8 protein-coding genes are annotated in these 13,047 nt (G+C 42.7%); 4 read left to right on the forward strand and 4 right to left on the reverse strand.

Going from position 1 to position 13,047, the window contains the following annotated elements; all coding sequences use genetic code 11:
* Positions 1-214: 214 nt before the first annotated feature.
* From GFB48_RS00900 to GFB48_RS00915, 4 genes are all read left to right on the forward strand, one after another.
* Positions 215-1,351 (forward strand): efflux RND transporter periplasmic adaptor subunit, encoded by a 1,137-nt coding sequence (locus GFB48_RS00900; RefSeq protein ID WP_163930232.1) that lies wholly within the window; start codon positions 215-217, stop codon positions 1,349-1,351.
* Positions 1,352-1,355: 4 nt separating this feature from the next.
* Positions 1,356-4,478, forward strand: a complete 3,123-nt coding sequence (locus GFB48_RS00905) for an efflux RND transporter permease subunit (RefSeq protein ID WP_163930234.1) — start codon at positions 1,356-1,358, stop codon at positions 4,476-4,478.
* A gap of 123 nt (positions 4,479-4,601) precedes the next feature.
* Entirely contained in the window at positions 4,602-5,102 is a 501-nt protein-coding gene (locus GFB48_RS00910) for a hypothetical protein (RefSeq protein WP_163930237.1), read from the forward strand.
* A 35-nt stretch (positions 5,103-5,137) separates the two neighbouring features.
* Positions 5,138-7,261: a hypothetical protein gene (locus GFB48_RS00915; protein ID WP_163930238.1), complete on the forward strand. Its 2,124-nt coding sequence runs from the start codon at positions 5,138-5,140 to the stop codon at positions 7,259-7,261.
* 116 nt (positions 7,262-7,377) lie between these two features.
* On the opposite strand, the gene fba is transcribed toward GFB48_RS00915, so the two are convergent.
* From fba to tkt, 4 genes are all read right to left on the reverse strand, one after another.
* The gene (gene fba / locus GFB48_RS00920; protein WP_163930240.1) at positions 7,378-8,442 is read right to left on the reverse strand and encodes a class II fructose-bisphosphate aldolase; all 1,065 of its coding nucleotides are present in this window, start codon (positions 8,440-8,442) and stop codon (positions 7,378-7,380) included.
* Between the two features lie 105 nt (positions 8,443-8,547).
* Positions 8,548-9,729, reverse strand: coding sequence for a phosphoglycerate kinase (locus GFB48_RS00925; RefSeq protein ID WP_163930242.1), 1,182 nt, complete (start codon positions 9,727-9,729; stop codon positions 8,548-8,550).
* Between the two features lie 9 nt (positions 9,730-9,738).
* The gene (gene epd / locus GFB48_RS00930; protein ID WP_163930244.1) at positions 9,739-10,767 is read right to left on the reverse strand and encodes an erythrose-4-phosphate dehydrogenase; all 1,029 of its coding nucleotides are present in this window, start codon (positions 10,765-10,767) and stop codon (positions 9,739-9,741) included.
* 58 nt (positions 10,768-10,825) lie between these two features.
* Positions 10,826-12,817: a transketolase gene (gene tkt, locus GFB48_RS00935; RefSeq protein ID WP_163930245.1), complete on the reverse strand. Its 1,992-nt coding sequence runs from the start codon at positions 12,815-12,817 to the stop codon at positions 10,826-10,828.
* Positions 12,818-13,047: the final 230 nt, after the last annotated feature.

The raw sequence follows: 13,047 nt of genomic DNA on the forward strand, positions 1-13,047 counted from the left end.
ATACCTAATGCCAAGGCTTCATACAAACTAAAAATGTTTAAGTTGCCTCATCGCTTCACATTCATTTACAAATAAAAGTCTAACATGAGTGCATTTAACTAGTTGTATTAAGGACTTATGGATTACAATCCTAGTATGTTTTATAAGGTGATTCCCAACCAATTTACTTAACAGTGGAACTTTTATCACCTACAGTCTTTGACAAGGAACCACAATGCCAATCATCATTAGACGCTTGATGCCTTTGGGTATCATAATCGTATTTGGTTTATTAGCTTTTATACTCATCGCGACCAAGAAAGAGCCTGAGAAAAAGCCTATTGAGCAACAAATCCCCAATATTGCCGTTTTGTCTAATCAGGCGACAAATGTGCAGTTGTATATTAATTCCTATGGTCTAGTTGAGCCCAAAAACCAGTCGCAATTGGTGGCTCAGGTCAGCGGTCGCATTACGAAAATTACTGATGATTTTGTTGCAGGCGCCTATGTAAAAAAAGGCACCTTGCTGGCGCAGATTGAAGATGCAGATTATCTGACCGAATTACATCAAGCTGAGGCCAGCTATGCCCAAGCGCTAGCTGCACTAGAGCAAGAAGAAGCCGAAGGCCAAGTCGCCCTATCAAACTGGCAAGGGGTGACCTCGCAAACCCCAACGGCATTAGCACTGCGTAAACCGCAATTAAAGAAAGAACAAGCCAATGTCCGTTTTCAAAAGGCCGCCGTTGACCGTGCCCAGCGTAATCTTGAGCGTACCAAAATACGTGCGCCCTACTCTGGCTTTGTCAAACAGCGGGATATTGACCTAGGGCAGTTTGTAAGTACTGGCGTTAAATTAGGTCACATTCTAAATTCTGAAGTCGCTGAAATCCGCCTTCCGGTTACCCCGATTGAACTTGCTAGTATTGGCGACCTTAGTCGCAACCAAATTGTTGCCAGCTTAATTGATAAAAATGTTCCAAACAGCCCTATTTGGCAAGCTAAGCTGATGCGCAGCGAGAGAATTATCGACAACAACTCTCGCATGGTTTATGTGGTTGCGCAAATTAACGACCCTTACCAACTCGATAATCAGCCTGCTGCCCCCCTAAGATTTGGCACTTTCGTTACCGCCAAAATTAAAGCCAATGTACTAGAGAATGTGGTGACCGTGCCTCACTATAGTGTTCGCAACAATAAAATTGCCCAAGTGGTTGATAATAAGATTACTTTTCATAATGTAGAGCCTATCTACAGCGACTCTGATTGGGTCTATCTCGATGCTAATGCACTATTAGATGCGCCAATTGCGCAAACCTATTTAGACAGCTTCCGCCAAGACCAGCAAGTCAATGCTATCGCGGTAGGAGAGTAAGTCGATGTCAGAAAATCGTCAAAAAGGCATTATCAGTTGGTTTGCCCACAACAACGTGGCGGCAAACTTATTGATGATTGCATTAGTGATTGGTGGAATTATTTCTGCTTTTCTTATTAATAAAGAACTGTTTCCTGGTTTTAATCTAAACCAAGTGCATGTCACCATTGCTTATCCTGGTGCCGCACCAGAGGAAATTGAGCAAGGGATATCCATTAAAGTTGAAGAGGCCATCAAAGATATTGATGGCATCAAGCGAATTACCACCCGCTCCTCAGAGGGCATGTCGATGACTATCATCGAAGTGGTGAGTGATTACGATCCTAAAACCGTCCTCGATGAAGCTAAAATTCGTATTGATGGTATTGCCACCTTCCCTGATAACTCTGAAAAGCCCAACATCTACCAAGTAAAGCCAGAAAGTCCAGTGTTATGGGTATCGATATATGGTGACCTTGATCGTACTCAGGCCAAAGAGTTGGCTAAAGATATTCGCGATGAATTAACCCAGCTACCAGGACTGACTAAAGCTAAGTTGGTGGGTACTCGCGCCTATCAAATGGCTATTGAGGTATCAGAGGATAAGCTAAAAGAATATCAACTGACCTTTGATCAAATTGCCAACGCAGTACGCAACTCTTCACTGGATTTACCCGGTGGTTCAATTAAGGCTGAAAACGGCGATATTCTGCTTAGAACCAAAGCCCAGGCTTATGTGGGCAGCGATTTTGAACAGCTGGTTATCAAAACCACTCCAGAAGGCTCACGCATCTATTTAAGTGATGTCGCCACGGTTATTGATGGTTTTGAAGAGCGCCTAAGCTACCTAAGGTTTAATGGTAAACCGGCGACCATGATCAACGTCACTTCGACCAAAGACCAAAATGCCCTCAAAATTTCCCAAGAAATAACCAAATACTTAGACGAAAAGCGTAAAACCCTACCTGCGGGGGTATATGTAGATACCTGGGGCGATGCCACCCATTACCTAGATGGCCGCTTAAGCCTAATGCTTAACAATATGTTAGTGGGCATTCTATTGGTATTTATTATTCTGGCGTTATTCCTACATATAAAACTGGCCTTCTGGGTGATGGTGGGGATCCCAGTGTGTTTCCTGGGAGCCTTGTTTGTTATGCCCCTTGACGGCGTAGGACTCACCATTAACATGCTGACCTTGTTTGCCTTTATTTTGGTACTAGGGATTGTGGTCGATGACGCGATTGTCATTGGTGAAAGTGCCTATAGTTCCATCGAAAAAAATGGTCACTCTATCGATGCAGTGATTAAAGGAACCAACAAAGTCGCCATGACCGCGACCTTTGGTGTACTCACCACTGTGGCTGCCTTTGTTCCAATGTTGTTAGTGCCTGGGATCACCGCAGAGTTATGGAAATCGATCGGCTTGGTGGTGGTGCTGTGTCTGCTGTTCTCATTAGTGGAATCTAAGTGGATTCTGCCAGCGCATTTAGCCCATATGAGGGTATCTAACAAGCCATCAAGCAATCCATTTGTGATTGCCAAAGCCAACTTTAACGCCAAGGTAAATCATTTTATTGATACCAAGTACCGCAATTTTATTGGCATGTGTCTGCGCAATAAATTCAGTGTATTAAGCACCTTTATTGGGGTAATGGTTTTAGCCATTGCGTTAGTGGTCAGCGGCCATGTGCGTTTCTTATTCAATCCAGAGTTCCCCCAAGACTTCTTGCAGGTGAATCTCGAAATGGAAGAAGGCACCTCGGATCAAGTCACCAAAGAAGCCTTGCTAAAAATTGAACAAGCGCTCTTGGTAACCGATGAAAAGCTATCTAAGGGTGAAGCCCAACCGGTGATTAAGCACTATTTTGTAGCACTAAATTCGGCTACTTCAGCTGTAATAGTTGCCGAGCTTTCAAAGGCCGAAGATAGGCTTGCCACCTCTGATGTGATCACCAATGAATGGCGTGATGCTATTCCTAAGATTGCCCAGGTTAAAAAGCTGCAATTCCCATCCACTAACAATGGTGGCTTTGCTGATATTTCTTTGCGCTTAGCCTCTGATAATCTTGAGCAGTTAGCTATGGCCCGTCAAGACTTAAGGGAAGCGCTCAATAGCTATGAGGGGGTGTATGATATTAACGATGACTTCTCAAGTGGCTCCCAAGAAATCAAGGTGGATTTAAAACCTGAGGGTGAAGCCTTAGGTTTAACCATGAACGACCTTGCCCAACAGGTGCGTTGGGGATTTTATGGTTTTGAAGCACAACGTATTTTACGCAACAAAGAAGAGATCAAAGTACTGGTGCGCTACCCGAAAGAGCAGCGTCAAACCATAGGCCATCTTGAAAATATGCGTATTCGCACTAAAAACGGCGGAATTGTGCCATTTAATCAAGTGGCCACTTACAAGCTGGATAAATCTTACGCCACCATCACCCGTGTTGATGGCGAACGTGCACTGAAGATTGATGCTAACGTTGATAAGGCATTAGTGGACCCATCGACCATATCGCGCAACATCATGCAAACTGACTTGCCAAAGATTTTAGCGAAATACCCGCAGGTTAAGAGCGATCTTGATGGTGCTAGTGCCGATGAAGTGGATTCATTAAAGAGCCTAGCAATGGGCGCGTTCTTCTCGTTGTTGGTGATTTACGCCCTTATGGCGGTTCCGCTTAAGAGCTACGGCCAGCCGCTAATTATTATGTCGGTCATTCCGTTTGGCTTAATTGGCGCGGTAGTGGGCCACTTAATCGTCGGAATTTCCTTAAACGTATTAAGTTTAATGGGTATCGTTGCCTTAGCCGGGGTGGTAGTGAATGATTCATTAATTCTGGTGGACTTTGTCAACAAAGCCCGAGCCCAGGGTTTAAGCATCAAAGAAGCGGCCATCGAAGCTGGCTGTCAGCGCTTTAGGGCGATTTTATTGACCTCACTGACCACCTTCTTCGGCTTAGTACCGGTGATCCTGGAGACTTCTTTACAAGCCCAAGCGGTGATACCTATGGCCACCTCATTAGGCTTTGGCATTGTCTTTGCTACGGTAGTGACCTTGATTCTGGTGCCGGTGTTGTACGCCATCTTGGCGGATTTTCTCAGAGGTTACAGAAAATTGATCAATTGGTGGTGGCAGCCACAATCATAGTAAACAAAAATCTTTTTTGAAGGCCAGTCCACATAGGTGTACTGGCCTTTTTTACATAGACCTTTATTATCAGCTTAAAAAAAACTACCCTTACCCTATTATTAACTATTATAAAGAACCGCTATGAAAATCATCGCAATATTAATTTCCCTATTAACCCTTTGTGGTTGTCAGCAACAGCTTGATATTGAAAGGTTACAGCTTATTACAAGTTGGTCTGAAAGCGGCAAAGTAGAACTATACCAAGGCAAGGCCAGTCTGCCAGCTGCAGCTAATTCCAGCAGTAAAATTATTTTCAAAATACAGCAACAACTTGACACAGATTTAAATCAAGATGGGTTAATGGATAAAATCATTATCTTGACAGTGGACACTGTCGGCTCTGGGCTATTTTATTATTTATATCCAGTAATCAATGATAATACTCAGGCTATCGCCAAAGAGGGGGTATTAATCGGTGATAGGGTCATCATTAAAAATCTTTCGCATCACAGCAACATCATCACTGTACAGTACTTGAAACACACGGTAGAGCAATCATACAGTGAGCATCCACAGTTCGAATCAGAGCTAAAATGGCAATGGCAACAAGAGTTAGTGGCAATCCCAACAGAGACCCCATAACCATGCCAAACTCTTCCAAATACAAAGCAACCCTAATGAACAACAGTGCTCAAATTCAAATAAGCCAAGAGTACGACAACTTTTATAGCGATCCATGGGGGCATCACGGCCTAGTAAGCTATTTATTCAAGTGTTTTATTCTGTCATTGCTATTACTTACCCTTTGGCTAAGCTTGTCAAATTCCATAAACCAACATTATCAACAGCAACAGCACACGCAAAGATATTCAGAGCTACAAAGCTTCGCTCATTTAATTAGTAAAAACCTGAAACAAAAAAGAAATCAAATAAGTATTCTAGCAAGTTCAAAGCGCTTGCAAGATTTAATCAAAGAAAGCAATAGTCAAAACCTTAATGAACTAAAACAGTTTTGGCATAACCTAGTTCAAAATTCAGCTAACTTGCTCGCGATAAATTACTATGATCCTCAACTCAATCAGATATTAAGTGTAGGTCATACGTCACACCAACTGAATTTAAATGAACAGGCTCAGCGAAACTACAGCTTGCAAGGAATCCATTCTTCAGGGCTGACAACAGTATTTAAAAACGGTGAATTAATCTCTGCGATTGAAATGAGCGTCAAGCTCAATAATGGCGGCTACTTAACGGTTGTTTTTCATTTTGATGAAATGATCAGCCAATTTCAGCCTCCAGTTGATGAGAACACCTTACCTATTTTAATTTTCTCACAGCAAGGACAATTACTCAGTTACACCTCTCCTGCTGGGCAAACTGTTGAGGCTTTATCCCTTGAATTACAGAGTGAATTGGATAGCGAACTGCCGCAACTTTTATTTGCAATGACCAAGGAAAGCTTCGGCTTGTATAAGGATGAATTGTTCACTTTTGTTTTTATGAAAATAAACCTAGCCGGTTACGCAACTAACGAACCATGGTACTACGTTGTTAGTTACTCTAAAAACAGCAGTGAATTAGCACCAAAAGCTATCGCAAATTTAACAACGATTAGCTTTATTATTTTTAGTTTTATTTGTTTTGTCTTAGTGACCTTACTCCATCTAAATAGCTATCTCAAAAGAAACCAAAACCACCTTAGTCAGCTCAACCAAGGACTGTCTATAGCCAGTAGCGGTTTGCTTTACTGTAGCCAACATGGCAAGGTTATTTTTGCTAACTTAACCGCAGCGAATTTACTCAACATCAATCAACACAGCATTAAAGATATGCATATCGATCAGTTGCTCACTTTACCTATGACGTTTGAGCAATTGATGACGACTATGCCTACGCAATCCATTCCTATATTTGTGGCCCAAAAGCATCTAAACGCTCGTTTTCGCCAAATAAACCCAAACTCAGCATCAAGTAATCTATATATTTTTGAGTTAACGGACCACAGTGAGCAAGTAAAGTTAAATAACACTATTGAACAGCTGCAAATGGCAAATGATTTTGCTCAAATTTGCTTGTTAGTTGCCCCCTCTGGCCGTATTTGTTACTGCAATCATCAGGCACAGCTATGGCTTAATAGTTATTCTATGGATCAAAATTCATCCTTAAAAGATTTGTTATTACAATTTAAATTAGGTATATGGCCTCAAATCATCCAGTCATGTATCGATAATGGCAACTGGCAAGGCTGGGTTAGTGGGCAAGGAGAAGACGCATCAGGGCTGGCTATTCAAGCAAATGGACACTTTGATGAACATGGTCATTTATCCTATTTGAACATCTTGCTGTCTCCTCAAAAAAAGCTCTTGCCAATGATTGATACTGGCAAACATCAACTTGATCAAATCAAATTGAGCTATTTAGCCTTAACAGAAGCTCAACGAATAAATTGTAAGCTCATTCTATTGAGGTGGGATGCATTACAAGTTTCACAATCACTTTTGGAACAGAAGTTATCGGAAATATTGCCTAAAAGCTGTCATTGCTTGCACTATCAGGAAAATAAACTTGTGATTTTCAGTATAGGTGACGACCAAAATGCTTACACTCTGGCTCAGGATATCCATTATTTTATTACAGAAAACTTTAGTAATATTAATCTCAATATTGGTATTGCAGGCAATCAAAAATTGCAGCCTCTTGAACAATTGCTTCAACATGCCGAAGTCGCCCTTAAACGCTCAACCCAAACTCCGGGGATGCTAATTGGACAAGCTTATACCAGAGTAATAAGTAATACCTAGCAAGTAATAGCTCGAACGGTAAACGCTCGATACATTATTCACCTTTACCTTAAGCCTTTACAAAATAAAAAGTCGAACGTGTCACCACGTTCGACTCTAGAGGTTGTACTTTAAAATTAAAGTACTTTAGGATCTAACGCCCCCGATTGGTAGGCTTTATACATCGCCTGTAAGCTCTTTGGTTTGATCTTATCGGCCATGCCCTCACAGCCAAATTGCTGGTAGCGCTCAATACAAATATCGGTCATCGCATCCTGAGAAGCTTTTAAGAATTTGCGAGGATCAAATTCACTTGGATTTAAGGCCATGTACTGACGGATGGCGCCAGTAGAAGCAAGACGTAAATCGGTGTCAATATTGACCTTACGCACACCATGCTTAATACCTTCAATAATCTCTTCTACCGGCACACCATAGGTTTCTGGCATTTCACCGCCATATTGGTTAATAATTTCCAACCAGTTTTGTGGCACTGAAGATGAACCATGCATCACTAAGTGAGTATTCGGAATACGGGCATGGATTTCTTTAATGCGGTCGATACGAAGCACGTCACCCGTAGGTTTTTTCTTGAACTTGTATGCACCGTGGCTAGTCCCTATGGCAATCGCTAAGGCATCAACATGGGTATCTTTAACAAACTGTGCAGCTTCTTCAGGGCTTGTTAGCATTTGATCCATGCTAAGGGTACCCTCAGCACCAATACCGTCTTCCTCACCCGCTTTACCTGTCTCAAGCGAACCCAAACAACCAATCTCGCCTTCTACAGACACGCCACAGGCATGGGCAAAGGCAACGGTACGACGGGTCACATCAACGTTATAAGCATAATCAGCAGGAGTTTTGCCATCAGCTTTTAGTGAACCATCCATCATTACCGATGAAAAACCTAATTGTATCGAACGCTGACAAACATCAGGATCGGTGCCATGGTCTTGATGAATACAGACAGGAATATCAGGATATTGCTCAAGGGCAGCATTCATTAAGTAGCGTAAAAATTGTGGACGAGCATACTTACGAGCGCCAGCTGATGCTTGCACAATCACAGGGGAATTGGTCACTTCAGCGGCATGCATGATGGCACGCATTTGTTCAAGGTTATTTACGTTAAACGCTGGTACACCATAACCATTTTCCGCGGCATGATCGAGTAGTTGACGCATTGAAATTAATGCCATTTTAGGTCTCCTTTTAAAAGAATTTGAAACTGTAAATTTATTACCTAATTTTGTTGCTATATTTCTATTAGGCATTAAAAAAGGCAGCTTATTGCTGCCTTTTTGTTAACTTTGCTGAGCGCGGCTCTCTAAGATTTCTACCGCTGGAAGTTTTTTACCTTCCAGGAACTCCAAGAAGGCCCCCCCACCGGTTGAGATATAAGACACTTTATCCGCAATGCCATATTTATCTACCGCCGCTAAGGTATCCCCACCGCCTGCAATTGAGAAAGCATCGCTTTGGGCAATCGCTTCGGCAATGGCTTTAGTGCCTTCACCAAATTGATCAAATTCGAATACACCTACAGGACCATTCCAGACGATAGTGCCCGCATTTTTAAGAATATCAGCCAAGGCTGCTGCGCTATCTGGACCGATATCAAAAATCATATCCTCATTACCACACTCATCAACTGACTTAAGCGTAGCAGAAGCATTTGGGCTAAACTCAGCAGCCACCACAATGTCGCTTGGTACAGGAATATCACCGCCATTGGCTTGGGCGTTCGCGACTAGACGCTGAGCTTCTTCAATAAGGTCGGCTTCATAAAGAGACTTACCCACTTGGTGACCCGCTGCAGCAATAAAGGTATTGGCAATACCACCACCAACAACCAGTTGATCAACGATGTTTGACAGACTGTCTAAGACGGTAAGCTTGGTCGATACTTTAGAGCCGCCCACAATCGCCACTAGTGGACGTTTAGGATTATCTAGCGCTTTACCAAGTGCTTCTAATTCACCCTGTAATAATGGGCCGGCACAGGCAACCGGGGCAAACTTAGCCACACCATGGGTAGACGCTTGGGCACGGTGCGCGGTACCAAAGGCATCCATCACATATACGTCACATAGGGCTGCCATCTTCTTAGCTAGGACATCATCATTGGCTTTTTCGCCGACATTAAAGCGTACGTTTTCAAATACAGCCACTTGGTTGTCAGCTAAGGTCACGCCGTCTAAATAGTCTTTTACTAAAACGACTTCTTGGCTTAGGGCTTCATTTAAGTAGTCCACCACTGGAGCTAAAGAAAATTCAGAGTTGAATTCGCCTTCAGTAGGACGGCCTAAATGGCTCATTAACATTACCTGAGCCCCTTTTTCCAAGGCCAGCTTAATGGTCGGTAACGCCGCACGTAGACGTGCATCTGAAGTGACTTTGCCATCACTAACAGGCACATTAAGATCTTGACGTATAAGAACTTTCTTATTTGCCAAATCTAAATCGGTCATGTTTACAACAGACATAATAATCCTTTAAGAATTTAAATTTTGAACTTTTCTTCTGGTTAACGCCATAGTCAATGCGTTATCTAGCATTCTATTGGCAAAGCCCCATTCGTTATCACACCATAATAATAGCTTAACGAGGTGGCCATCACTGACCCGAGTTTGAGTGCCGTCAACAATACACGAATGGCTATCATGATTAAAGTCACTTGATACCAAAGGATCATGAACAAAATCAACGAGACCGTAAAACTGATTCTTAGAGGCCTGCTCTAAGATGTCATTTACTGAATCAATGTTAACTTTCTTTTTCAGCATAAGCGTCACGTCCATAGCAGTGACATTAACGGTAGGTACGCGGACAGAGATAGCCTCAAACTTATCTTGTAAATGCGGTAAAATACGCTCAATACCTTTAGCCAATTTAGTATCTACTGGAATAATAGACTGACTCGCGGCTCGAGTTAAACGTAAATCTTGATGATAAGCATCGATAACTTGCTGATCATTCATCGCTGAATGAATGGTGGTGATAGCACCACTGGTGATTTTAAAAGCGTCATCTAATAATTGTATCACTGGTACACTGCAATTCGTGGTGCATGATGCATTTGAAACGATGGTTTCAGTACCATTTAAAATAGCATCATTCACGCCAGTTACTATGGTAGCATCGACATCAGCTGAGGCTGGGTTACTCACCAGAACTTGCTTGGCACCTGCATCAATATGTTGCTGTAATTGTGCTCGTGTTTTAAGAGTACCTGTCGCTTCAAAAACAATATCAATGCCTTCCCAAGGAAGTTTGCTGATATCCGTTTCATTAAATACTTTGATTCTGTCATGGCCAACTCTAATACACTCATCATCAAGTGATACATTAAGCTCAAAACGACCATGGGTGGTATCAAATTTAGTCAGATGGACCATAGCTTCAGCAGAAGCAAGTTCATTAATGGCGACAATTTGAATTCTTTGTCTGTGACCAGATTCATAAAGAGCGCGCAAGATGGAACGACCAATACGTCCATAACCATTAATCGCCACTCTAATCATATACTTTGCCTTTGTTCATCAGAAAAAACGCCCTGACTTATCAGGGCGTTGATTTTAATTATAAGCTATTGGCAGCGTTTACGATGTTTTCACTAGTAAAGCCAAACATTTTAAACAGTTCACCTGCAGGTGCAGATTCACCAAAGCTGTTCATAGCAATGATTTTACCGTTTAAACCAACATACTTAAACCAAAAATCTGCAATACCAGCTTCAACGGCAATGCGTTTGCTCACATTTTGAGGTAACACTTTGGCTTTATAGCTGTCTTCTTGAGCATCGAACACATTGGTGTTTGGCATAGACACTACACGAACCGCTTTACCCTGTTGCTCTAGGGTCGCTGCCGCTTCCATAGTAATGCCAACTTCAGAGCCGGTTGCGATTAGAATAATTTCAGGTTCACCTTGGCTATCTTTTAGGATGTAACCACCCTTTGCCACGTTCGCTAGTTGCTCGGCATCACGAGATTGCTGAGCTAGGTTCTGGCGAGAGAAGATTAAGCTTGATGGACCATCGTTACGCTCAAGAGCGTGTTTCCAAGCAATCGCAGACTCAACCTGATCACATGGACGCCAAGTGCTCATGTTCGGTGTTTGACGAAGGCTGGCAATTTGCTCTACAGGTTGGTGAGTTGGACCATCTTCACCCAGGCCAATTGAATCATGGGTGTATACGAAAATAGCGCGCTGTTTCATCAGTGCTGCCATACGTACCGCATTACGAGCGTATTCCATAAACATTAGGAAAGTAGCACCGTAAGGGATTAGACCACCGTGCAGGGCAATACCATTCATAATGGCAGACATACCAAACTCACGTACACCGTAGTGTAGGTAGTTACCTGAAGCGTCATCAGCACTAATCGCTTTAGAACCTGACCACATGGTTAGGTTAGATGGTGCAAGATCAGCAGAACCACCGTTTAGCTCTGGCAGTAATTTACCAAAGGCTTCTAGTGAGTTTTGCGATGCTTTACGAGATGCAATGTCTGCTGGGTTGTTTTGTAACTCATTAATAAAGGCATCCGCTTGGGCAGAGAAGTCACTTGGTAGGTCGCCTTTCATGCGGCGCTCGAATTCAGCCGCTAATTCTGGGTGGGCTGCCGCGTAGGCCGCTAGTTTTTCATTCCAAGCAGACTCAGATGCACCGCCTTTAGCATTTTGGTTCCACTGGCTGTATACATCAGCTGGCACTTCAAATGGGGCGTGTGGCCAATTCATAAATTCACGTGCTGCGGCAATTTCTGCATCACCTAGTGGTGCACCGTGGCAATCGTGTGAACCAGATTTGTTAGGAGACCCCCAACCAATAATGGTCTTACAACAAATTAGAGTAGGACGTGCAGTTTCTGCTTTAGCTTCGTTAATCGCAGCTGCAATGGCGTCGCTGTCGTGACCATCTACGCCAGCAATCACATGCCAGCCGTATGATTCAAAACGCTTAACCGTATCGTCGGTGAACCAACCTTCTACTTCACCATCAATAGAAATACCGTTGTCATCCCAAAATGCCACTAGCTTACCTAAGCCTAAGGTACCGGCTAATGAACAGGCTTCGTGAGAGATACCTTCCATTAAACAACCATCGCCCATAAAGGCATAGGTAAAGTGATCAACAATATCATGACCTGGTTGGTTAAACTGAGCGGCTAGGTTTTTCTCGGCAATGGCCATACCTACGGCATTACAGATACCTTGACCTAAAGGACCTGTGGTGGTTTCTACACCTGGAGCATAGCCATACTCTGGATGACCTGGAGTGCGAGAATGTAATTGACGGAATTGCTTTAAGTCTTCAATACCTAAATCGTAACCAGATAGGTGTAATAAAGAATACAGAAGCATCGAGCCATGGCCATTAGATAATACAAAACGGTCGCGGTTGTACCAATCAGGATTACTAGGGTTGTGGTTTAAAAAATCACGCCATAGTACTTCAGCAATATCAGCCATCCCCATTGGAGCACCTGGGTGGCCTGAATTTGCCTGCTGAACGGCATCCATACTCAACGCACGGATAGCGTTGGCGAGTTCTTTACGCGAAGACATGGTCTTATCCTTTTATGATTTATGTAGCAATTTTCAGTACGCTATTCTCTACAAACACAGAGTGTAGCGCAAATAAAATAAGCTGAACCTGAGCTAAAATTATCTTTACCGTGTAAATAGTAAAAACTTAAGCCACATTTAGCTACATAAACAACACAAAAGCTATGCTCCTAAAAGGTTAGCTTTTATTTTGAACTATACTTGATGCCGTATTTTGCAACCACCAAAAT

It is taken from the genome of Paraferrimonas sp. SM1919 (assembly GCF_010993985.1).
In the GTDB taxonomy this organism is placed as follows: Bacteria; Pseudomonadota; Gammaproteobacteria; order Enterobacterales; family Shewanellaceae; genus SM1919.

Excerpts from the sequence above, each read along its gene's own strand:
- GFB48_RS00900 (WP_163930232.1), top strand. The coding sequence starts at position 215 with ATGCCAATCATCATTAGACGCTTGATGCCTTTGGGTATCATAATCGTA.
- GFB48_RS00905 (WP_163930234.1), top strand. The coding sequence starts at position 1,356 with ATGTCAGAAAATCGTCAAAAAGGCATTATCAGTTGGTTTGCCCACAAC.
- GFB48_RS00910 (WP_163930237.1), top strand. The coding sequence starts at position 4,602 with ATGAAAATCATCGCAATATTAATTTCCCTATTAACCCTTTGTGGTTGT.
- GFB48_RS00915 (WP_163930238.1), top strand. The coding sequence starts at position 5,138 with ATGAACAACAGTGCTCAAATTCAAATAAGCCAAGAGTACGACAACTTT.
- fba (WP_163930240.1), bottom strand. The coding sequence starts at position 8,442 with ATGGCATTAATTTCAATGCGTCAACTACTCGATCATGCCGCGGAAAAT.
- GFB48_RS00925 (WP_163930242.1), bottom strand. The coding sequence starts at position 9,729 with ATGTCTGTTGTAAACATGACCGATTTAGATTTGGCAAATAAGAAAGTT.
- epd (WP_163930244.1), bottom strand. The coding sequence starts at position 10,767 with ATGATTAGAGTGGCGATTAATGGTTATGGACGTATTGGTCGTTCCATC.
- tkt (WP_163930245.1), bottom strand. The coding sequence starts at position 12,817 with ATGTCTTCGCGTAAAGAACTCGCCAACGCTATCCGTGCGTTGAGTATG.